The following is a 20873-nucleotide window of genomic DNA, read 5'->3' on the forward strand; positions in this document are numbered from 1 at the left end:
TCGCAGCGCCGTCTCCCCGGGCACCTACCGCCAGCGCACCTCTCCGCCGACGCCCCTGTGCGCGGAGAGCGATCGGAGCACCCCGCATGACCAGCACGATGAACGGCCCCGCCCAGCACCGTCAGCTCGGCGACCAGACCTGGCAGGCCGACGCCGTCTGCCAGAGCACCGAGTACAACCCGGTGGACCCCGAAGTCTTCTTCCCCGAACCCGACGAGACCGCCAAGATCGCCACGGCCAAGGCCCTGTGCGGCCAGTGCCCGGTCCGGCGCACCTGCCTGGACGCCGCTCTCGAAGGGGGTGACACCGACGGGATCCGTGGCGGCCTGACGGAAGAGGAGCGCGGGCCGCTGCACGACAAGCTCGCCAGCCGCCTCGACTACAGCCGCGTCAATGCCACCATCGCCGGACGCGACGTGCACCTGACCCATACAGAGCGCCGCGCGGTCGAGTACGCGGCCTACCGCCACGGGGTGAGCGAGCAGCGCCTGGCCTGGCTTCTGAAGGTCACCGAGGAGCACGCCAAGAAGCGGTACCGCGAGATCCGCCGGGCCGAGCGCAACCGAACCCTGAACCAGCCCACCACGAACACCACGCCCCCCGAAACCAGCGGCGAGCGCCTGATCCGCGACGACTTCGGGACGGCGGCATGAACATCGCAAGCGCGTCGAAGACGGCGCACATATCCGGGTGGGACCGCGCGGCTGTCGTGGCGCTCGGGGGCGCGGGATGCGCGCTGTCGTACGACGCCTTGCAGCAGATGGCCGTGGCCATCCACATCCGAGGCTTCCTCACCTACCTGTTCCCCCTGGTGATCGACGGGTTCATCGCCTACGGCATCCGAGCCCTCCTGGTCCTGCGCAATGCACCACTGCGCGCCCGGCTCTACGTCTGGATGCTCTTCGGCACGGCCACCGCCGCCAGCATCTGGGCCAACGCACTCCACGCGGTGCGGATCAACCAGGACGCGGTCGCCGGCACCGGTCTCCGGCTCGGGGACGCGGTGGTCGCGGTGCTCTCCACCATCGCCCCGCTCGCACTGGCCGGAGCGGTCCACCTCTACATCCTCATTGCCCGGGGCCCGGTCGAGGACTCTGGTCGGCAGAACCTCGGTCAGCCCGGTCACCTCGGTGAGACCGACCGCAGCGACGCTATCGAGGTCACCCGGACCGACCGAGCCGGTCTGCAGCGGTCAGCGGCCGGTCAGGTCAAGTCCGGTCAGGCGGTCACCGCTCTGACCGACCGGCTGCCGCTGTCCCCGGCCGACGAGGACACCGCCGCCCGGTCAGTGACCGGAGACTCGACCCCGGCGACCAGCGGCCAGTCGGTCACCGACCACCACAACCGCAGCCACGGTGCCCCTGACCTGCCGGGACAGGCGGACAAGGGCCGGAGGGTCACTGACCGCCCCAGTAGTACGGCCCCGGTCGGTGATGACCAGGACAGCCCGGCGGCGGTCAGTGCCCGGCCGGTCACCTCGCCGCCGGTCACTGACCGGGCCGCTCGGTCGACTGGTGACCGGCGTCCTGACCCGGACACCGAGGAGCTGCTGGTGATCGCCCGGTCGGCGGTCAGGGCCGAGGACAAACTGACCCGCAAGGTGGTCGCCCAGGCGATCCGAGGTCAGCAGATCCCGCTGTCCAGCGACACCCTGACCGCGCTGATGGCTCAGCTGCGCGAGCAGCACCGCCAGCCGGTCACTTCCTCCCGGCCCTGACCGAACCTCCACGGGGTGGGTGACCGAACCGGTCAACCCGGCCGGTCACCCACTCCGTATGTCACCGACACACCCCGCCACAGCAGAAGCTGAGAGCACCCGATGCGCACTCACCCGGCCACGCCCGCCGAAGTCGACTCCTGGCTGACCGTCCTGCACCAGCACGGACACCTCCACCGCGCCCAGTCCGGCCCCGACACCACCTGGATCGTGCAACGCGAGCAGCATGACCGGCCCTGGACCCTGCACCACCCCGTCCTGGCCATGGATTGGATCGAGGAACTCGTCCGCGAAATCCAGCAGCAGGACCCGGAGACGAGCCGGTGAACACCAACGACCCGGTGGCCACCTCCGCTGGACAGCAGCGTGACCCCACCACGGCTCCTGGCGGAGCAAGCTATCGCGTACGACGGTCCTACGGCCCGACGTACGCACTTGCCCCCGCCCAGGAGGGCGGGGGAAGCCCGGCTGGTCCCCGAGCGAGGGCGCACGGGGACCAGCCGGGCAACCGGCACCAAGGGGCGCCGGTCACCGGGGGAGAAGCCGACCGCGACGACCACCGCGAGCAGCCGCGCCCGAGCACGCCCGCCTACCCCGACCGCAAACCGCGCCGCCGCACCCGCAACCCCAGCGAGCGCACCCGCAAGACGACCACCCGCCTCTCCGACACCGAGAAGACCGAGATCGCCGACGCCGCCACCAAGCGCGGCGTCACCGTCGCCCGCTTCCTCGCCGTCTCCGGCCTGAGCGCCGCCCGCGGATGCGCCGCCGTGCACAGCAACGACCAGCTCGACACCGCCATCGACGAACTCGCCGCTCTGCGCACCGCGCTGGCCCGCATCGGCAACAACATCAACCAGATCGCCTTCGTCCTCAACAGCGGTGGCCAGCCGCGCGCCGGTGAACTCGAACACGCGCTGGGCGCGCTGACCGGACTTCTCGCCCGCGTCGATGACGCGGCGAACGACCTGGTGACCCGGCGGCTGTGATGGTTCCCGACATCGGACGCGGCTCCCGCACCCACGGCCTCCTCGTCTACCTGTACGGCCCCGGACGGCGCGAGGAGCACACCGACGCACACCTCGTCGGCTCCTGGGACGGCTTCGCTCCCGACCCCGGCCGCGACACCGGCCTCGACCCCGACCCGAAGGTCACCCTCGCCCGGCTCACCGCCGCCCTGGACCTGCGGGTCAAGCAGGCCGGCGCTCGCGCACCCGCCAAGCACGTCTGGCACTGCTCGGTACGCACCGCCCCCGGGGACCGGCGGCTGGACGACGAGGAGTGGAACACCGTCGCCCAGCGCATCGTCCACGCCACCGGCATCGCCCCGGATGGAGACCCCGACGGCTGCCGGTGGATCGCCGTCCGCCACGCGGAAGACCACATCCACATCGTCGCCACCCTCGTACGCGGCGACCTGCGCAACCCACGCCTGAACTACGACTTCAACAAGGCCCAGGCCGAATGCCGCCGCATCGAGAAGGAGATGGGCCTGCGGCGCCTGAACGCGGGCGACGGAACCGCAGCGAAGAACCCCAGCAGCGCCGAGAAGTTCAAGGCCGAGCGCACCGGCCGCCCGCAGACCTCACGCGAGACGCTCCGCGAGGCCGTCCGCCGAGCCGTGGCGGGAGCGGACTCGGAAGAGGAGTTCTTCACGCGGCTCCGAGAAGCGGGGGTACGGGTGAAGCTGCGACACGCACCGTCCGGTGACGCGCTCGGCTACAACGTGGCCCTGCCCGGCGACCGCAACCGCGACGGAGCCCCGGTCTGGTACCCCGGCTCCAAACTGGCCCCCGACCTCTCCCTTCCCAAGATCCGCCTACGCCTCACCGACGGGGCCACCGAGCCGAGCGCGCCTGCGGTCGCCGCCGACCGGGCGAACTGGTCACCGCCCGCCCGTCAACGACGCAACGCCACCGTCATCGCAGAGCGCTCAGCCACGCTCCTGGAACGCGACGAGGACGGCGAGGCCGCCCCCCAGCTCGTCGGCGTCGGAGAACTCCTCGACGCAGTGGCCCAGACCTCACCGGTCACTACCCGCACCGAGCTGGCCGCCGCAGCTCGCGCCTTCGAACGGGCGACCCGCAGTCATGTCCGCGCCGAACGCGCCGACACCCGAGCCCTCCGCTCAGCCGCCCGGGGTATCGTCCAAGCCGGCGGGGCGCTCGGCCGAGGCGAGGACGGCGGCACCACCGCCATGCTCGTCTCCACCCTGGTCTTGGTGGCGCTAGCCGCAGCACGCTGGCACTCCGCACGCGGTCACGCCCAGCAGGCCGAAGCCTCCCGGCAGGCCGCCGAGCACCTTCGCGCCGCCTACCGCCAGGCCGCTGCCACACCCATGCAGGCCCTGCGCGACCAGGGTCGAGCCTTGCCCGAAGCCCAGCGCCACGCCTACGAGACCACCATCCGCGCTGTCCTGCCCGAGAACCGCACCCGACCCGGCACCAGCACGAAGAACGACGCCTTGGCCGCCACCCTGGCTCAGGCCGAGCTGGCAGGCATGGACCCGAAAGCCCTCCTGCAGGAGGCCGTCGCCATGCGCGAACTCGACACGGCCGAGGACGTGAACGACGTCCTGGTTTGGCGACTGCGCCGCCTCGCCCAGCTCCCCGCCCACCCGGGCGAAGCCACTCGACGCCCCCAACTCGACACCGGCCGCGCCAAACCTCCCACCAATCGGACCGGCGTCCGGACCGCGCCCCCGGCCTCGCCTCGGCCCGCCGCACCGGACCCGCACAGCAGGCCGCCGCGCCGCTGACCAGCAGTCCGGCAAGCCCGCCACCGGCCTGCCGACTGCGCGAAAACCCCTGGACAACCGATTCCACCGGTTGTTACGGATGAAGAGAAGGCCCTCGACCGGGAGATGACGCTGGTGCCCAAGACGACCGACAACCACGTAGAGCCGACCCCCGTCCTGTCCGCCGCCCTCGTCAGAAGTGATCCGCTGCTGCAACTCCAGTACAAGACGCAGCCGCCCAGCGGACCCGGAGCGACGCGATGCCTCAGCCACCCGCCGGAGCTGGCCCTGCGAGGAATCCCCGTGCTGTGCTCGGTCTGCCGAGCCCGGCGCGACTGGCTGCTCATCAACCACGGCCGGAACGTCTGGGTCCGCTGCCGCTGCGGCAACCAGTGGCTTGAGTCCGAGATTAGCCGCGCTAACTTCGACGCCATGATCACCATCCCGCACGGGACGACCTACCCCAGCGTCGAGCAGGGCCTGATCGCACTCGGCTTTGACGGCGCGTTCGCTGGCACCTACCTGGGGTAGAGCAGCGCGGTTCGGCTCCTTGTACCGGCCGCGAGCACCGCTTGCGTAGCATGCTGTCGGCCCCGGACGCATCCGGTGCGGCCGACACGGCGCGGTGAAAGGGCAGCAGTGCAGCGGATCGGACTTTACTACCCCTACGTGCACTTCCGTAAGGAGCAGTGGATCAAGGCCGCTGCCCTTTACTGGCCGGGCCTAGCCCGGGTCGTCCCACGCGGATTTCCCGTCAGCGACCCGGACCTGGTCAAGGCCCTGCGCGACGGACTGGACAACTTCCTCACTGACGTGGACCCCAGGGAAGCGGCAGCCGCTGTCGCCCCAGCCTTCCTGAAGGCTGTCGAGGACCACGGCACCGAACTGCGGCAGCGCTTCCTGGCAACGGCCGACACACGACCCTTCCACACACATCAGGGCGACCAGCCCGAGCTGTTGATGGGAGCGCGCATCGTCAACGCCGAGCCGACCGCGCCTGACGACCTGCGAACGCTTCCGCGCGACGAACGCCCCCTCGCCGGCCTCTACCCGCACGAGGTAGACCCAGGGCTTGCCGACGTCCTACGCGGTGCCGGTCTCGCCGTACCGGCCATGCGGTCGCGCATCGCCAGATCCTCGGATGTGACGTGGCTGGCCATGGACCCGGTCCTGGCATGGATCTACAAGTGCGTGCTCACCGAGGAGCTGGCCCGCCGTACGCGCTATGCACCGATCACCGACCAGGTCGCGGCCCACAGCGCCACGGACGGTTGGGACAGCGACCGGATCGCTGCTGCCATGTTGGGCGAGCCGCCCCGACCGGCAAGCTCCGACGAGACAACACGACTCGGGCTGATGGCCGTGCAGTGCGTCCTCCCGGACGGCCTGCGCTCGGTGCCGGTGGCGAAGATCATCCGACTGCGGAACGACCACCGGGCCGAATTCAGCGCCTTCAGGCAAGCAGTCGACAAGGCTGCGGCCGATTTGCGCGAGCAGGTGGGTGGCATCGGAGACCGCGCAGCCTTCGAACACCACCTTCGGATGACACTCGACGAGAGCATCGCCCAGCCTCTGGAGGACCTGCGCAAGGCCATGAGTGGCCTCAACCTCAAAACCTTCTACAGCGCGCTGAATTACAAGTTCGAAGTGCCCGCCCTCGCCGCGGCGGCGAGCGGCTGGGCAGGCAATGTGCCGATCGCGGGAGGAAGTCTCGCGATCGCCGCCGCGACCCTGCGCCAGGCCACGGCGGAGGCGCGCGACGCTCAGCTTGCTGGCTCTCCGGTCAGCTACCTGCTCAGGGTGGAACGGAATCTGAAGCCGACCACCCTGGTGCGGCGGGTGGCGCGAACGTTCGGCCGAGCTGTTGGCTCCGGAATCTAGCTCCGTACTTCGCGGATCACATTTTTTGCTCAGTTTCCGAGCTTGATCACGGTCCTCAGGTGATCGTGCTTCGGCGGGTTCTGCAACTCGGACCGCAGCGCTGATCCGTTGCTGACCCGCTGCGATCAGTTGATGTCCGAAAGGTTGAGAGAATGGCTAGCGCCGGGCTGGGCACCGGGGCCCGCTCGACCGTCCAACGGCATCGAGCGCCGAGGCCCCTGTCCACCAGTGGCACTACCCGCAGTACACCCTCATTCAGCAGTCGTAGCTCTTGAGCGTCTTCGAGGCACCGGTGGCCGACTTCAGGTAGTCGTTCTCCGACTTCAGGCTCTCGTTCTCCGCCGTCGACTCAGCCAACTGCACGACCAGTCCGGCAGCCATGGACTGGAGCCCCTTGTACTTCCAGGCGAGGACTCCGAGGGCAGTGGTGGCGGTAGCGGCCAGAACGCTGGCGCCGGCCGTAACCGCGACCCCGGCTTTGCTGGACTTACCTCCGGCTGGCCCGGCACCGTTCTTACCGATGCAAACGTGGCCCGTCTCCTGCGAGTGCTGTTGAGCCTCGCCGAGATGGTCGCTCTGAAACGAGCACGATCCGCATTGGTAGTGGGTCATCGGTCGTTCCTTTCCTCCAAGGAGATGAGCTTGCCACAGGTCACGTGCCTCCGACGCCCACTTGGTCGTCCTCCGTACGCCCACCGACGCTGGGGGAATGACGCGCACCTACACGGGTGTGAGTGCCCGCTGATTGTGGGTATGCCGTCCAGGCTCCCAGGAGGGCCCATGGTGCGCCACGGAACGCCGGAGGTCGCCGCCCACCTGGGAATCAGCGTCCGGGCCACCCGTAGCCGCAAGAGCTGCTGGTCGTCGGCCATCGCGTCCTCCTCGTTCGTCGGTGATGAGCGTGGGCGGGCATACGGTAAGGCCGCCCCTGCCGGTTCGGCGAGGGGCGGCCTTCTGCGATTGACGTCAGACTTCGGCGAGGTGGTTGGAGAGGTCCAGGGCGACGGTGGCCACCGCGAGGGCGTCGCACAGGCCGGTCACCTCGTGGATTGTGGGGCGGACCAGGCGCGGCCAGTCGTTGGGGGCGGCGGGCCAGTAGGCGAGGAGGACCTCGGTGGTGGCCAGGCCGAGGTGGGCGGTGACGTCCCAGCCCGTGCGAGCGGCGGGCTCCCAGTGCAGGCGGAGACGGCCGAGCGGGAGTTCCGGAGTGCCCGCCGGGAGCCAGGAGACGCCGAGCGGCCCCTCCGGGAGAGCGGAGGCGCGCTGGACCACTGCGCCGCGCACTCCCGGCGGCATGGGCCGCACGGCGAGGGCGTGCAGCGGGTAGGCGGTGGAAGGTTGGGGTCGCGGTGAGATCGGGGCCTCCTGGACGGGTTCGTATGGCAGGTCAGGACCAAGCGAGGGCGTTGCGGACCGATGTCGGCAGGTAGCCCTCTTGGCCGTCCTCGGCGATGAACGCCATGCCGTCGCCTACGACGACGTCGGTGCCGAGGTAGTGGGCAAAGGGCCAGTCGGGGTTAACGGCCAGGCGGATCGGCAGGTCGGGGTCGAGGTGCTGAAGTTGGCGGAGCAGGTGGCCGACGGTCAGGTGCTGGGGCAAAGGGAAGTCTCCGGAATCGAGCGGGAAGCGGTGTGGTGATAGAGCGTCAGGCATGTCGAGGCAGAGTTCATCGCGCAAGGTCGGCTGCTGGGTGGTTCAGCGGCTTGCGATGAGCGCGGCGAGGAAACCGGCCACGGCCTCGGAGGGGGTGTCGGGGCCGAACTCCTGGACCCAGGGCTCGGCGTCGGAGGGGCGGACCCGGACCTGCCAGACGATGCCGCGCTTCCAGGCTGTGGTGTCCTCGGGTAGCCAGCCGACGTAGACGCGGCCGTCCGGGCTGGTGCAGTGCACGTTGGACTCCGGGGTGTCGATGATCGTCCAGCCGAGCCCGCCGAGCAGTTCGAGTACCAGGCTCGCGCAGTGGTCGCTGGAGAGCCAGGGACGCACCTCCACGGCGGGGTGGACGACGGCTGGCAGGAGGGTGCTGGAGGTGTTCACGAGTGGGCAGTCCCTTCGTTGACCTGCGGTTTTCCCGACGTCCGTACGTTGACATGCGGTGTGCCGATGTACGTAGTCGTTTGCGGGAAGGTGAGGTCTGCCTTGGGCGAACTGGCCGCGGAGGGAGAGGAGGCCGGCGGGCCGGGAAATGGATCGGCGCGACCGGTTGTCGTAGTCCGGTTGCGGCGCAGGGCCGTGCAGAGCAGAAGGGACAGGCCGTGGGGGAGTCGAGCAGACACAGGGACGGCGCCGGGTTGGAGCGGAAGATTCGCGCGGCCGGGCGGACGTGGACCGTGGGCGACATCGCGACGGTCGCCGACGGCCAGTGGGGAGTCGGCGCACAGCCCGAACAGTGGCCGGACGAGGAGACGGTGGAGCGCCGGGGCGCCGAAGGCCGGCGAGTGGAGCTGACGATGGAGGAAATGGCCCGCGCAGTGGACCCCCAGGCCGAAGAGGGCCATCGCGACGAGAATCGGAGCTAAGCGTTCAACGTCGGGGCCCCGCTGTGGGCGCCGACGGCCCGACGACAGCCAACCGAGAGGACGGTTCGGGCACGGGCGAAGTGAGCGAGAGGAGCTGGCCGGGCCGGTACACGTTCTCGGTGATGTCCTGATGCAACAGCCCGTCGGCGACCAGCCGCTGCACGGTCTGCGGGAAGATCGCCGGGTCCTGCCACTGGGCCTTCTCCCGCGAGATGTACGGGTCCTCGCCGATCGCATTGCGGCGAAAGCGAACACCTCCGGCCGCAACCGCTTCGAGAGCTACCAGCCCGCTCCCCGGCGACGGCCCAGTCGTCGTCCCGGTGGGGCCTCGTCTTCTGGCCCGGCCCGTGGCTCTTGTTGCTCGCGTGTTGATCAGGCTCGGGCGAGGATAGAAGCCGGCGGTAGGCGGACAGGGACTCGACGAGCTGGCTGTATGCCCGGTCCTGCTGGGCCAGGCCGTGTCCGAGGTCCGGGAGAGCTGTGCGCAGCAGCGCGTACGAGACCTGGGCTCGGCCGACTTCACCCCGACCAACGCCTTCGAGCAACCGCTGAGCGCGCTGGACCGCGTCGAGCACGCTCTCGTGTCGCTCGTCCAGCGCCGCTGCGGCTTCGATGACGCGTGTAGCGGCCTGGTGCAGCGGCTCCTCCGGACCATGTGCGAGGGCGTGCACGCTGACATCCCCGACACCTAGCACTTCGACGACGAGATAAGGCCCAGGGTGTGTGTCCGCGTCGTACGGGTTCACTCCGTCGTCTCCATCCGGGCGAGCAGGGAGCGGACCAGAGCGGGCAGGCTCCCGGGATCGTTGTCGAGCCGAGGGCGGTCGCTCACTTCGCTGAGGAGATCGGCGTCATCGAGCAGGCCGCTGGAGATCTCCATGCAGGCGTCGGTGATCCGGGCGGCGGCGAGCAGCGACTGGGAAAGAACCTCGACGTAGTCGTCCGGCGCGAGGCCGGCGGCCTCGGCTGCGTTGCGGACCGCCTCCAACTCAAGTGCGTTGAAGGCGAAGTCGAACTCGTCGTCCCGCTCAGTACCACCGGGCGCGGCGACGATCGGGGCGCGTGGCTCCGTGGGTATGCCCACGCGGGTACAGATCTCATCGACCGAGGAGGTCAGCTCGGCGAACGACTCGGTGAGCCACCCCAGCGCGGAGGCGTAGGAGGCCAGAGCGAACAGGCCCGCCGAACCAGCAGGGCGTGGCTCGGTGGCCACGAAGCCCTCGAACCGGTCGTTCAGCTCGGTGATCACGCGAGGCCCAGCGGCCAGCGGACCCAAGACGGGATGCAGGTAGGAGCGGGCGGCGGCCGTCGGGTACTCGGCGGCAGGGATGCCGCCGACGTTCTGAGCGGCCTCGGTGAGGAGATCCGCCAGCTCTGAACGGGTGAGCGCAGTACGGTCGTTGGTCATCGCTGGGCGACCTTTCGAGAAGCAGTGGCCGAGGGCGGCGCTGGTGACGGGGCAGCCGCGCGGCCCGTTGTCGGCCGTTCGGTGGTGAGCGTCGAGCGAGACCGGGCGGCCTGCACGCGGGCCTCCGTGGCGGAGTCCGGGCCGATCCCTTGCTGGGGCTCGGTCCGTAGGTGGGCCGCGCGGTAGACCGCGTAGTCCTTCCGGCTGCCGGCCGCCACGAGGTAGATCTCGCGCTTGTGGGTCGAGGTCGGTGGCGCTTGGCGGAACTGGATGACCAGCCGGTAAGAGACCTCCGGGTCGACGTAAACCTTGTGGAAGCCGGCGAGGCGGCCCTTCAACGGCAAGCAGTCGTCGCTTCCGTGGACCAGGTTCTGCAGCTCCAACAAGACCAAATCGCGCATCTCAGATGGGAGTTCCCGCAGGTCGGCGATGGCGTCAGGGTGCGCGGCGAAAGCGAAGCGGGCACGGCTCACAGCAGCCTCCCCTGGACCACGCGCTGGACCGGTACCGCCGCTGACGCGCGGGGCGCGTCGAGCCCGGTCTGCGGTGTCGGAGAGGTTCCGGCGGACCGGGAAAGGGCGATGCGGGCGATGCGGGCCCGGACGACAGCACCGTTGTGGTCGCTGTACTCCGGAGGCTCGGGCAGCGGTTCGCTGCGCTCGTCCAGCCAGGTCTGGGCGACGCCGACGTCGGGGAAGGCGCCCTCGCGCATCGTGTACGTGCCGGCACCGTGGTTCCACTCCTCGTAGAAGAGGCGAACCGGTGCCTGGGTGGCCTGGGGGTCGTTGACGAGTGTCCACGCCTCGCTGGGGTTGTCGTCAGAGGTGTAGGTGTCGAGGACCTCGTAGCGGGTGCCCGACTTCTGGATCTGCTGTTCCACCTGGAGGGTGAGGTCGTCGGCGGGCTCGATGTAGTCGCCACCGTGCAGTGCGATCCGTTCGAGCGGGCAGCCGCGTTCTGCCAGCCAGTTCTGTGCGAAGGACGCCGTGGCGTGGTGACTCGTCTCGAACGTGTACGTGGACTGCCGCAGATCCCGAGCGACCGCGATCGCAACGAGCTGTGGCTCGCCTGGTATCCCCCAAGTGACCGATCGGTCGTGGGCGAGGACGAAGCTGTGCGAACCGTTGGGCGTGGTGTGGTGCTGGGACAGCACCGTCAAGTCGCCAGCCCAGAGAGCCTCCATCGCTTCCTCGGAGTCGTCGTCGACCGGCGAGAGATCGTCGAGGCCGAAGTCGAGAATGTCGTTCACGCCGCCATCCCCGCCTGCTCGGGCGCCGGGGTGGCCAGCACCCGGTGATTGGGGCGAGTTGCGCTGGTCGTGCAGGCCGCGAACGGTCCGTCCGGCGCACGCAGGTGCGCCAGGGTTTGGTCCAGGTGGTCGCGGTGCCAGGTCGAGGGGCCGGACAGGCCGGCCTCCGTGTTAGTGAACTGCTGCCAGGCGAGCCAGAGTGCGTGGAGCCGGGCGACGGCCTCGGGGTGTTCGTGCCAGTGCGCGCACCAGGGACGACTCGTGCTGATCTCCCGGCCGTACACCGGCAGGAAGAGGTAGTTCACCCAGTCGCTGAGGGCAGCGACTTCGACGGCATATTCCTTGCCGCCCAGGGCGAGGATGAACACCGAGGCAGGGCCGTCGGGCTTCTTCCCGTCAGCCGCCTCGGCTTCCGGAGCGCCGTCCGGCGGCTGGGTGGCGCCGGATTCGGGCTCGGAGCCGAGGCGGTCGAGGATGACGCCGTGCTGCCTGACCTCGGCCATGGTCTTGGCGAGGGTGCTGGCGAGGTCGTCGAGGTCTGCGTCGGGGACGCGGTACGGCTCGGGGCCGGGGGAGGTCGGGCTGGTGTCGGCCATGGGGGTGTGCTCCATCTGTGAGACGGCGACATGCCCGAGAGGATCCGGAGAATCAGCGGTTTGGTCCGGCCGGAAGAACGCGGTAGTGGAGCGCTATCGGTCGGCGCGGCGGGGACAGCGGGGGAAGGGTGGTGCCAGCAACTGCAAGGCGCGCACCGCCTGTTGTGGGACGACGCCGTTGCCGAGCGCGGTGAGTTGCGCTGGACGGGCGAGCCCCGGAGTCGCGGTGACCCAGCCGGCGTCGAGGCCCTGCATCCACTCCACGAAGTCCGCGCGGAGCGACCGGCGCCGTCCGTGGGGGCCGGGGCCGGGCGGGTGAGGCTCTCCCATCGGGTGATGGCGGATCCGTACGCTCCCCATCGCCGGTCCGCGCCCCCGCCTCCGGCGTCTCCTCCGCCCAGAGGGGCAGGACCACCGCCGACAAGGGAGGCCGCCATCCCTTCCCGGGGCGGCGGCCCGGGGTGCCCGTGTCGCTGGCCCTCGGCGTCGGCAACAGAGACGCAGCCGCACTGGGCAGGGTCATGTCGCCATTGCCGTGCCGCTGGTTCGGCGAACCCTTGATTCCTTCCGACGCCTTCGGGGTCGGCAGCAGCAGCCACTCGACCTCGTCCACCAGGTTCGGACCGTGCCCCCCGCTCTTCCGCTTCGATGGATGCTGGCTGCCGCCGTTCTTCCCGATGTTGCTGGTCGGCGTCTTCAGCAGGGTGCTCGGCGGGCCATGCGGCGAGGAAGGTCCGCTCGCGGCGGTGCGGGGCCCCGACGTCGGAGGCGCGAAGCACGAGCCACTTCGCGTCGTACCCGAGGTCGGCCAGGGATCCGAGTACGGCACCGAGTGCCCGCAGAGCAGGCTGACCTGCGGTGTCTCCCAGACACCACGGGCAGGGTTCCACGTCGCCAGGGGAACCGGCGGGGGAGGTGAGGAGGCCGCGCACATTCTCGATCACAACCAGGCAGGGTCGGAGGGCTGCGACCGCACGGGCGACGTGCAGCCAGAGCCCGGAGCGGGTCTGGGCGTTGAGTCCGGCCCGGCGGTCGGCGACCGAGACGTCTTTGACAGGGGAAGCCGGCCGTCAGGGCGCACACCCGGGGGACGGTGGACCAGTCGACGGCGGTGATATCGCCCAGGTTCGGGACGCCGGGCCAGTGGCGGGCCAGGATGCGTGAGGCGTTCGGGTCGACCTCGGCATGCCAGGCGAGCGTGCCGCCGAGCGCGGACTGCACACCCAGGTCGAGGCCGCCGTACCCCGAGCAGAGAGACCCGATCAACGGGGTGGCGAGGCTCGGGGCCGTGACGCGTAGGTCCGGCGCGGCTGCGGAGATGGGGTAGATCAAGGCGAGTTCCAGGGGCAGAAGAGGCTGGTTGGGAGGGGGCCTCACGGGTGGCCGCGCGAGGGTGGTCGGGCTGCTGACTGCGTGGGGAGACGGCTGGCCGGGGCTGGGGGTGACGCGCCTGGGCGTGGTGTGCTGCGGGCGCGGGCGGCCTTCACTCGGTCGGGCGGCGGCTCGGCCGCCGACGGAGCGGATGCCGTGGCCTTCGGAGCCGGACTGCTGTTCGCGGTGGCCCAGCGGGCACGTACCTCGTCGAGCGGACCGAGTTCGTGCAGGGCGTGGTTGATCAGCCGGCCGGGCCCCAGAACCTCGTCCTGGGCCAGGGTCCGGATGGCTCGCGCGGAGGCGGCAGCGGTGCGGGTGACGGAGGAGCGCATCACCCGCTGTCCGATCCAGTCAGCGCTTCCGGGGACCATGCCTTCGCAGACGGCGGTCAGCTGCTCGCTCGACACAGTGCCGTCGGCGAGCAGACCGCGTCGCTGGGCCTCCCAAAGCAGGGTGATCCGGTCGATGGGTTCGCCTCGGTGGTGCAGCGCGCCCAGGCACCGGTAGAGCTGCCCGTGGGTCGGGTCGGCAAAGTCTCCCGGCCGCAGCCAGGCCACCACCTCGCCCATGGCCCCCGGCTGTTCGGCGAGGACGGCCAGGAGGAACCGCTCGTCCTCGGCGACTTGGCCGCTCTGCGCCGGAGGCGGGATGACCGTCGCGGCAGAGGGCCCAGCGGTGGGTGGGACCGGTCGAGGGTCGGTTCCCCAGCGTCGTGCAAGGTCGGTGAGTACGCCGGTCAGGACGTCCGCCGTGCGCAAGGCCCCCTCGACCTCGCCCTGGACGGCGTCGGCCCGAGCCGCCTGGTGGAGACGGATCGCGTGCTGGGCGACGGTGCGGTGAATCGCTCCCTCCAGCACCATGCGTCCGTACACCGGGGCGTGCTCGGTTCGGGGACACGCCTGGATCAGGGTGTGGGCGTACGCCGCGGTCAGCCCGCGCACGTGCTGTCCGGCCTCCTCGACCGCGTCGGTCACCCACGACAGCGGCAACGGACCATCGGCCGAGAGCGCGGGATGCCCGTCGTTGCGCAGCTTGCGGAGCGCGGCGAACAGCGCCTGGTGGACGGGCCGATAGAAGTGACCCGCAGCGAGCCACTCCAGGTGCGTGAGCTGCTCGGGGTCGAGGAGTGCGGCACCGAGGACCGCCTGCTCGGCACTCATCAGCGGGTTCACCGCCGGCCTCCGGGGTCAACGCAGGACGCCTTGTCCTGCCGGACGAGGAGGTTGGCGACTGCCTGGTCGGCAGCGGCCATCGACAGCGCGAAGTCGTCCAGGACGGCGGTGAAGGCGGGATCGGAGGCGGGAACCGAGCCTGCCCCGCCGTCAAGCCACCACCGGCCACCGCACAGGACGACCGGAGCGTGGGCCAACCGCCCCTGCTGTGGTGTGGGCGCGCTCATGCCGACAGTCCAAGATCGTCCTGGCCGATGCTCTTCGCGAGGGCACGCTCGGTGATGGCCTTCGTGGCGCGAGCGGAAGCCGGGCCGACCACCTTGGCGGAGGGCTCCTTGTACCAGGGCTTGAGGTTGAGCATGGCGACCCGGATGCCGGTGGCCAGCAGCAGTACCTTGCCCTTGGGCAGGGCGCGGATGGCGTCCGGCGGAAGGATCCGCTCCGTGCGCATGCTCACCGAGGTGGACTTGCCGCCCTCGCTGGTCGACACCGAGGTGGTCTGGACGTCGTGATCGCCGACCTGACGGCTGAGCCGGTCGGCGAAGTCCGCGTCATCGATGCCAGATCCGATGATCTTGATGGTGGCGGCGGAGTACAGGGCGTCCATACCGGCCTCGCCCCAGCACCGCTGGCCCTGACGGTAGGACTGCAGGATCGTCATCGGGATGACGCCTCGGCTGCCCAGGTGGCTGTAGAGATCAGGGAGATCCGAGATGCGACACACGTTTGCCGCCTCGTCGAGGACACACAGGGCGGGCGGGTCGAGTCGCCCGCCGGAGCGCTCGGCGACGATCACGGCCGCGCGCATCACGGCGTCGGCCGCCGCCGCGATGATCGCGGACGCGCTGCCGCCGCCGTCCTTGCTCAGCAGGTACAGGGTGTCGCGGGACGTGGCGAAGGCGAACGGCTGGAACTCGGGAAGGTCGTCGTTCGGGGTGACCCAGGCGGCGACGTCCGGGTCGAGCAGGCAGCTCGCATACTGCCTCGCGGTCTCGTAGATCCCGTCACGCGTTTCGGTCGCGCCGGAGACGGTGCCTTGGAGCTGGGCGGCGACCGCATGGTGGCCGGCGTCGGTGAGCAGGTCCACCGGGGTGCGGTCGGCCGGCATCGCGATCCAGGCCAGGACGTCGGTGATCGGCCTCCGATTGCTGGCGGCAGCCAGGAACAGCGCACCGAGGGTGTTGCTTGCGGCGGTGGACCAGAAGTCGGAGCCGCTGGACTCGTCCACGCTCGCCGTCACGAAGTGCCCCGCCAACCTCTTCGCCCCGGCGAGATCGCGGGCGTCAGCGAGGATGTCCCACCACATCTCGCGCGGGTGATGGGCGATCTGCTGCGGATCGAGGGTCCAGATCGTGCCGACCTCGGCACGGGCGTCCACCGTGGTGGTGAAGGCATCGTTCGCGGCTTTGTTGCTGGTGAGTAGGACCGGGCCCGGTGCCGAGAGGATCGCGGGGATCGCCAGCCCGGACGTCTTGCCGGAACGCGGGGCCATGATCGCGACGATCACGTCCTCCCAGGACGCGCGGACCTCCGCACGACCGGGATCGAGGGTGCCGAGCAGGATGCCGCGGTCAGCGGGCAGGACCTCTTTTACTCTCCCGGCCGCCCAGGCTCGGGCGGAGGCTCTTCGCCTTGGCGACGATCTCCTTGTCCAGCAGCGGCGCCAGGTCCGCCTTGCGGGCGAGGCCGGACTTGGACCCGGCACGCCAGCGCACCCACAGCGCGGCAGCGGTGACGACCAGGGCAACGGTGAACAAGCCGGGGACGACGCGGGCGCCGACCAGCAGCATGCTGGTGCTCAAGGTCGGCCACAGCACCTCCGGGTGCAGCAGCGCGTCCGTGACGCGGAAGGGGGCCCATGTCCCGCTCCCGACGAAGGTATTGGTGAGATTTCCGGTCAGCCAGGCCAGGGAGCCGAAAGCCATGGCGGCGCCGAGGATGCCGAACAGGAGGTAGAGGAGCGCGTCCGACCCGGTGGTGGTCGAGGGCGCGCTGGTGCGCGGGGAAGGCACGGCGGTTCCTTGGGTGTGCGAGCGGGCGGGGGCGGGGCGCGCTCGGCTCTCGTGCAGCTCATGGGGGGTGCTCCTGGACGTCTGAAGCGGAACGTTTCAGCGGGGTCGGCCGGCAGAACGAGGCGCGGGCGGAGGTGCTGCGGTGGCCGGCGGACTGCCAGTCGACGGCGATGTTCCGGCGCTCGGCGAGGAGGCGCGGGCGGCCCGCTGCCGGTCTGAATCGAAGTTCCGGGCAGCGGACGGCGCAGGAGCAGCCTCGGCATCGAAGACATCGTCGAGCAACTCCCGGCTGCGCAGGACGTTGACCATCTGGTGGTGCCGGGGGGCCGTGCGCTCTGCGGGACAGGTAGCGAGACCGTCCTCGGCGGCTTCCAACTGCTCGCGGACGTCCTGGAGCATCCCGTACGCGGCTGCCAGTCGGGTCCACGTCTCGAAAGTCGGATGGTGATGCGGGTCGTCGAAGTCGAGACGGGCGCGAGTCCAGTCGGCGGCAGAGGCGACGAGTTCGGTCAGCTCGGGCAGAGCCCCGACCAATGCGCCGTTGACCTCCTCGATGATGCTCGCCACCTCATCGGGCGAGGCGTCCTCGTGGAGGCGAGAGATCATTCCGCGGACCGAGTACGGATCGGCGGAAGCGTTGGGCAGGTGCCTGACCTGTAGCGGCTTGTCGGAGCCCGGTGCCGCGCTGCGGTGGGCGAGCTGGATGTTGTGCTGCATGGCGGCACCGACGGCCTCGCCGATGCTGGAGTAGTACTCGGGCACGTTTGCCTCTTCGGGTGAGTGGTCCTTGACGGGTGAGTCGAGCGGTGGCGCGCGACGTACTGGTGGCCGACGGCGAAGAGAGCGGCCGGAGTCACCGTCGGGGGGGTTGCGGCGCGCGGCGGGTGACCCGTCGGAGTGAGCGACGCCGTCTGGGAACCGGACGCCGAGGAGACCTTGGCCTGATTCGCCGCAGGAGAAGTGGCCAGAGCGGCACCTCGGTAATCACGGACGGTCCGTGCTGCCGAGTAACTCGTCGAAGCGGCGCCGACGCGGCGTAGCTCGGCCTCGGAATCGACGAGTTCAGACTGGGCCGAGCTGACGAACTCCGAGGCGAAGCCGAACCGGTCGGCGAGCGCATACGCGTCGTCGTCCAAGTCGTTGACCTGTTCTCCCGCTGCTTCCAGTGCCTCCCGGACACGCTCCAGCGCACCGTGCTCGGGGTGAAGGAGGTGGCCAACTGCCCGCTGAAGGCTGGCCCCGTCTTCGGCCGCACGGATCTGGTCCGTGATGCTGAGAAGTTCGGCTCCGGCGGCGTAGGACCCCAGCGCATGCGCCGGAGGGCTCATCCGGGCCGTGTCGAGAGACGGCGGAAGGGTGATGTCATAGCGAGCGGCTCGAAGCATCTCGGCCGCATGGCTGGCGATGGCGACCTGTTCGGCGAGCGGAGTGGTGGTGGGAAGGCGATGGCGTCGGCCGTGCCAGTCGTCGATCTGCTTGAAACCGGCGTGACGGAGGAGCTGCGCGGAGAGGTCATCGGTAGCGCCCTTGGCAACGACGCTGCCGCTGAACTCGGACGTGATGGTGATCGAGGTAGGCACGGAAGTCTCCGGGGCAGAGGGAGCGAAGGACCCGTCGGAAGTGGGCCAGTGGGCAGAGCGTCCGGCAAATCCGGGGTTTGGTCCGGCCGAGAATCGCTGGTAGAGGCCGCACGGCGGCGGTCAGCCGGGCGCCCCGCCGCAGCAGGGCACCCGGTCGGTCAGAAGAAGGGATTCTCTGTCGGCCGGTCCGCCCCGGTGGCGGCCATGAGCAGTTCGGCGAGGTCCTCGGGCTCGGACGACCTCTGGTCTATCCACTACCCGGCGCGGGTCACCGTACGAGCGTTCTCCTCGATCTCCGCCCAGTCCGCTTCGCTGGTCGTGGAGTCTTCCCTGTTGGATCGACGTGTTGAAGCGGATCGAGTAGGGGTGAGCGCATGCCGGGGTGGCGTACTTACTGGGTGCCGCAGGGCCGACGGGTGAATGGCTCAGAGTCCCCCGCATGAATGCCCACCCGGTCCTCACGCTCAGCCAAGTCCTCCCACCCCGCCAGGACCGGCAGCCGCCAAACCTGGGCGCATTTGAACACGGATAGGGATTGCTACTGCGGGCCGATGAGATCGTCCAGAGGGCGGCCACGACTCCAAGTGGGGGCGGTGCTTGTACTGGATCGACATCCGGTCGCGCTCCACTCTGCGGACTGGGTGTGGGGTGGTCCGGTGGCGACCCCCGAGGCTGTCGGACCGGCATGGTGGTTGGGCCGCTGGTCCGGCAGCCCCCACCACCGGGCCCGCGCGCAGATCGCCAAGCGCGAAGACCCCGACCGTTCGAGGAGATCAGGGACCTTCGGCGCCAGGGAGACCGACGCGGCTCCGACGCCGCGCAGGAATCGGAGCCGCGGACCGCGCAGGACCCAATGCGAGGGTCCAGCCCCGTGCACGCGTCGGGGTCGAGGCGGAAGCCTCTGGACAGGGCCTCAGGCTCGGCTTGCAGGCGGCTAGGTGTGTGGTTCGGACAGGTTGGTGACGCGGCTGGCGGGTGGTTGGCCCCCGATTCCGGTGTGGGGTCGGAAGTAGTTGTACCAGTGCAGCCAGTCGGTGAATGCTTCCATCCGGTCCCGGTTTGAGGTGTAGGGCTTCTGGTAGGCCCATTCGTCGAGCAGGGTGCGGTGGAAGCGTTCGACCTTGCCGTTGGTCTGCGGGTGCCAGGGCCGTGTCCAGCGGGGTTGGATGCCCAGGTCGCGGCAGGTGTTGCGCCAGGTGTTCTTGCTGTAGGCCCAGGCGTTGTCGGTCAGGACGCGTTCGACCGTGATGCCGAGGGAAGCGAAGTGTGCGGTGGCCCGTTGCAGGAAGCCTGCGCAGGTCGGGGCTGTCTCGTCGGGCAGGTCTTCGGTGTAGGCCAGGCGGGTGTGGTCGTCGAGTGCGATGTGCAGGTAGGCGTATCCGGCGCCGTCGCGGCGGTCCTTGTTCGGGCTGCCGGCCGCCCGGCCCAGGACTTTGTGACCGCCGCCGTCGGGGATGCGGCCCAGCTTCTTGACGTCGATGTGGACCAGCTCACCCGGGCGGGCGCGTTCGTAGCGGCGGACGGGCTCGCCGGTGGCCCGGTCCACGGCGGCCAGGGGCGGCAGGCCGTGCCGGACCAGGATGCGGTGGGCGGTCGAGGCGGCGATGCCGCATCGGATGGACAGTCGTAGCGGCCCGATCCGGTGCTCGCGTCGCAGCTGCAGCACCTGCTCCTCGACGGCGGCCGCGGTCCTGCGGGGCTGGTGGTGCGGGCGGCTGGAGCGGTCGCTCATCCCGGTGACGCCGAGCTGCCGGTAGCGGCGGGCCCAGCGGGCTGCGGTGGTGTGGCTGACCTGGAAACGCTCGGCAGCCCGGCGCACGGGCCATCCGTCCTCGACGACGCAGCGTGCCAGGCGAAGTCTCCCGGTCTCGGTCAGCGGGGCATTACGGTGGACCACGAGGGCCTCCTGATCTCGGTTGAGATGTCGCAATCCACACCGAACCCGGAGGCCCTCACCCGTTTCAAGAACCCGGCACGCGTGTCACCAACGTCCCGGGACAACACACCTAGGCGGCTGTCGACCTTGACCAATGCCTCGGTTTAGGCGCGCTTCCACAGGGTCACGGCAGCGGTAGGGGCCCAGCTGACGTTCGAGGTATGCCGTTGGAGGCAGTGGTAGATGTTGCCCCTGTAGAGCACTGCGTCGCCGACCTGGTAGGAGGTGCTGTTGGAATCCCATTCAGGTACGGCATGGCCCCCTCCGTTGGTACGAACGGAGGCGACGTCGGAGGGGACGGAGAATTCGCCCGAGGCGTCGGTGGACGCGATGAAGTACCTGTACTCCGTGTCAGGAGTGAGGCTGCTGTCGGTGAAGGTCGTCTCGGAGCGCCGGGAGATCTCCAGCCCATCGCGGAAGACGACGTACTGGACGTCGACGGAGTCGCTGGCAGGCCTCCAAGCCAGCTTGATCTGCGTATCGGTGACATCTGTCGCGTGCAGGTGGTACGGGGGGTGCAGTTCCATCTTTGCTCCCGGAGAGTGGCAGACCCAACTGCAGTATCAGCAGACATAATCTATGAGCTCGAGATCAGCCCATCACCCAAAGCACGAAAAACGTACCCGCGGCCCGCTGGGCCACGCGGTGTCATCGGGCAGATCCGTGACCAGCCCTGCAAGCGGATTCACCG

General features: G+C 69.9%; 22 protein-coding genes and 3 pseudogenes. 9 read left to right on the forward strand and 16 right to left on the reverse strand.

Translation table 11 applies throughout. The features are described 5' to 3' along the window. Positions 1 to 86 precede the first annotated feature (86 nt). From D3105_RS00200 to D3105_RS00230, 7 genes are all read left to right on the forward strand, one after another. On the forward strand, positions 87 to 653 hold the full coding sequence (locus tag D3105_RS00200) for a WhiB family transcriptional regulator (RefSeq protein WP_109180474.1): 567 nt from the start codon (positions 87 to 89) through the stop codon (positions 651 to 653). Then, a complete protein-coding gene (locus tag D3105_RS00205) occupies positions 650 to 1717 on the forward strand; it encodes a DUF2637 domain-containing protein (protein ID WP_118898984.1) in 1068 nt (355 codons plus the stop codon). The genes D3105_RS00200 and D3105_RS00205 overlap by 4 nt, the downstream gene beginning before the upstream one ends. 102 nt (positions 1718 to 1819) lie before the next feature. Then, complete coding sequence (locus D3105_RS00210; RefSeq protein WP_003972986.1) at positions 1820 to 2044, forward strand: hypothetical protein; 225 nt, start codon at positions 1820 to 1822, stop codon at positions 2042 to 2044. Next, positions 2041 to 2706, forward strand: a complete 666-nt coding sequence (locus D3105_RS00215; protein WP_118898985.1) for a MobC family plasmid mobilization relaxosome protein — start codon at positions 2041 to 2043, stop codon at positions 2704 to 2706. The genes D3105_RS00210 and D3105_RS00215 overlap by 4 nt, the downstream gene beginning before the upstream one ends. After that, positions 2706 to 4475 carry a relaxase/mobilization nuclease domain-containing protein gene (locus tag D3105_RS00220; protein WP_118898986.1) on the forward strand — a complete coding sequence of 590 codons (1770 nt, stop codon included), beginning with the start codon at positions 2706 to 2708 and terminating at the stop codon, positions 4473 to 4475. The genes D3105_RS00215 and D3105_RS00220 overlap by 1 nt, the downstream gene beginning before the upstream one ends. Positions 4476 to 4580: 105 nt before the next feature. Next, positions 4581 to 4985, forward strand: coding sequence for a hypothetical protein (locus D3105_RS00225; RefSeq protein WP_118898987.1), 405 nt, complete (start codon positions 4581 to 4583; stop codon positions 4983 to 4985). Between the two features lie 138 nt (positions 4986 to 5123). Next, entirely contained in the window at positions 5124 to 6335 is a 1212-nt protein-coding gene (locus tag D3105_RS00230; RefSeq protein ID WP_123947551.1) for a DUF6236 family protein, read from the forward strand. 255 nt (positions 6336 to 6590) lie between these two features. Here the strand turns inward: D3105_RS00230 and D3105_RS35685 are convergent, their stop codons facing one another. The 4 genes from D3105_RS35685 to D3105_RS00250 form a co-directional block, all read right to left on the reverse strand. Beyond that, positions 6591 to 6716, reverse strand: a complete 126-nt coding sequence (locus D3105_RS35685; protein WP_276311757.1) for a hypothetical protein — start codon at positions 6714 to 6716, stop codon at positions 6591 to 6593. Positions 6717 to 7301: 585 nt separating this feature from the next. After that, positions 7302 to 7619: an esterase gene (locus D3105_RS00240; RefSeq protein ID WP_240646747.1), complete on the reverse strand. Its 318-nt coding sequence runs from the start codon at positions 7617 to 7619 to the stop codon at positions 7302 to 7304. A 103-nt stretch (positions 7620 to 7722) separates the two neighbouring features. Then, positions 7723 to 7935, reverse strand: a complete 213-nt coding sequence (locus D3105_RS00245) for a hypothetical protein (RefSeq protein ID WP_030804580.1) — start codon at positions 7933 to 7935, stop codon at positions 7723 to 7725. Positions 7936 to 8031: 96 nt separating this feature from the next. Beyond that, positions 8032 to 8373: a DUF317 domain-containing protein gene (locus D3105_RS00250; protein ID WP_118898991.1), complete on the reverse strand. Its 342-nt coding sequence runs from the start codon at positions 8371 to 8373 to the stop codon at positions 8032 to 8034. Positions 8374 to 8591: 218 nt separating this feature from the next. Between D3105_RS00250 and D3105_RS00255 the strand changes: the two genes are divergently transcribed. Then, the gene (locus D3105_RS00255; protein WP_118898992.1) at positions 8592 to 8855 is read left to right on the forward strand and encodes a hypothetical protein; all 264 of its coding nucleotides are present in this window, start codon (positions 8592 to 8594) and stop codon (positions 8853 to 8855) included. 458 nt (positions 8856 to 9313) lie between these two features. After that, positions 9314 to 9547, forward strand: a complete 234-nt coding sequence (locus D3105_RS34405; protein ID WP_165890936.1) for a hypothetical protein — start codon at positions 9314 to 9316, stop codon at positions 9545 to 9547. Between the two features lie 50 nt (positions 9548 to 9597). Here D3105_RS34405 and D3105_RS00265 read toward each other — a convergent pair whose 3' ends face one another. From D3105_RS00265 to D3105_RS00325, 12 genes and pseudogenes are all read right to left on the reverse strand, one after another. Beyond that, entirely contained in the window at positions 9598 to 10263 is a 666-nt protein-coding gene (locus D3105_RS00265; RefSeq protein ID WP_118898993.1) for a hypothetical protein, read from the reverse strand. Continuing rightward, positions 10260 to 10736 (reverse strand): hypothetical protein, encoded by a 477-nt coding sequence (locus D3105_RS00270; protein WP_118898994.1) that lies wholly within the window; start codon positions 10734 to 10736, stop codon positions 10260 to 10262. The genes D3105_RS00265 and D3105_RS00270 overlap by 4 nt, the downstream gene beginning before the upstream one ends. Continuing rightward, complete coding sequence (locus D3105_RS00275; protein WP_118898995.1) at positions 10733 to 11512, reverse strand: glycosyl hydrolase; 780 nt, start codon at positions 11510 to 11512, stop codon at positions 10733 to 10735. Before D3105_RS00275 ends, D3105_RS00270 begins: the two co-directional genes overlap by 4 nt. Beyond that, positions 11509 to 12108 (reverse strand): DUF4913 domain-containing protein, encoded by a 600-nt coding sequence (locus tag D3105_RS00280; protein WP_118898996.1) that lies wholly within the window; start codon positions 12106 to 12108, stop codon positions 11509 to 11511. Before D3105_RS00280 ends, D3105_RS00275 begins: the two co-directional genes overlap by 4 nt. Positions 12109 to 12863: 755 nt before the next feature. Further along, positions 12864 to 13097, reverse strand: a pseudogene (locus D3105_RS35095) (DNA cytosine methyltransferase); the annotation flags it as partial. Between the two features lie 121 nt (positions 13098 to 13218). Beyond that, positions 13219 to 13485: pseudogene (locus tag D3105_RS35830) on the reverse strand (hypothetical protein); the annotation flags it as partial. Then, positions 13482 to 14654 (reverse strand): DnaB-like helicase N-terminal domain-containing protein, encoded by a 1173-nt coding sequence (locus tag D3105_RS00290; RefSeq protein WP_165890937.1) that lies wholly within the window; start codon positions 14652 to 14654, stop codon positions 13482 to 13484. The gene D3105_RS00290 and the pseudogene D3105_RS35830, both read right to left, overlap by 4 nt. Continuing rightward, positions 14651 to 14881 carry a hypothetical protein gene (locus tag D3105_RS00295; protein ID WP_118898997.1) on the reverse strand — a complete coding sequence of 77 codons (231 nt, stop codon included), beginning with the start codon at positions 14879 to 14881 and terminating at the stop codon, positions 14651 to 14653. The genes D3105_RS00290 and D3105_RS00295 overlap by 4 nt, the downstream gene beginning before the upstream one ends. Beyond that, positions 14878 to 16666 (reverse strand): annotated as a pseudogene (locus D3105_RS00300) (type IV secretory system conjugative DNA transfer family protein). Before D3105_RS00300 ends, D3105_RS00295 begins: the two are co-directional and overlap by 4 nt. 96 nt (positions 16667 to 16762) lie before the next feature. Beyond that, entirely contained in the window at positions 16763 to 17428 is a 666-nt protein-coding gene (locus D3105_RS00310; protein ID WP_118899000.1) for a hypothetical protein, read from the reverse strand. A gap of 1752 nt (positions 17429 to 19180) precedes the next feature. Next, positions 19181 to 20143: an IS481 family transposase gene (locus D3105_RS00320; RefSeq protein WP_165890938.1), complete on the reverse strand. Its 963-nt coding sequence runs from the start codon at positions 20141 to 20143 to the stop codon at positions 19181 to 19183. Between the two features lie 143 nt (positions 20144 to 20286). Beyond that, on the reverse strand, positions 20287 to 20709 hold the full coding sequence (locus D3105_RS00325) for a carbohydrate-binding protein (protein ID WP_118899002.1): 423 nt from the start codon (positions 20707 to 20709) through the stop codon (positions 20287 to 20289). Between the last annotated feature and the right edge of the window lie 164 nt (positions 20710 to 20873).

Source organism: Streptomyces globisporus (genome assembly GCF_003501885.1).
Classification (GTDB): domain Bacteria; phylum Actinomycetota; class Actinomycetes; order Streptomycetales; family Streptomycetaceae; genus Streptomyces; species Streptomyces globisporus_D.

Bases quoted from the DNA above. Each gene is read 5' to 3' on its own strand.
- D3105_RS00265 (WP_118898993.1), bottom strand. From the start codon at position 10,263: ATGACCAACGACCGTACTGCGCTCACCCGTTCAGAGCTGGCGGATCTC.
- D3105_RS00295 (WP_118898997.1), bottom strand. From the start codon at position 14,881: ATGAGCGCGCCCACACCACAGCAGGGGCGGTTGGCCCACGCTCCGGTC.
- D3105_RS00210 (WP_003972986.1), top strand. From the start codon at position 1,820: ATGCGCACTCACCCGGCCACGCCCGCCGAAGTCGACTCCTGGCTGACC.
- D3105_RS00220 (WP_118898986.1), top strand. From the start codon at position 2,706: ATGGTTCCCGACATCGGACGCGGCTCCCGCACCCACGGCCTCCTCGTC.
- D3105_RS00200 (WP_109180474.1), top strand. From the start codon at position 87: ATGACCAGCACGATGAACGGCCCCGCCCAGCACCGTCAGCTCGGCGAC.
- D3105_RS00205 (WP_118898984.1), top strand. From the start codon at position 650: ATGAACATCGCAAGCGCGTCGAAGACGGCGCACATATCCGGGTGGGAC.
- D3105_RS00280 (WP_118898996.1), bottom strand. From the start codon at position 12,108: ATGGCCGACACCAGCCCGACCTCCCCCGGCCCCGAGCCGTACCGCGTC.
- D3105_RS35685 (WP_276311757.1), bottom strand. From the start codon at position 6,716: ATGGCTGCCGGACTGGTCGTGCAGTTGGCTGAGTCGACGGCGGAGAAC.
- D3105_RS00325 (WP_118899002.1), bottom strand. From the start codon at position 20,709: ATGGAACTGCACCCCCCGTACCACCTGCACGCGACAGATGTCACCGAT.
- D3105_RS00225 (WP_118898987.1), top strand. From the start codon at position 4,581: ATGACGCTGGTGCCCAAGACGACCGACAACCACGTAGAGCCGACCCCC.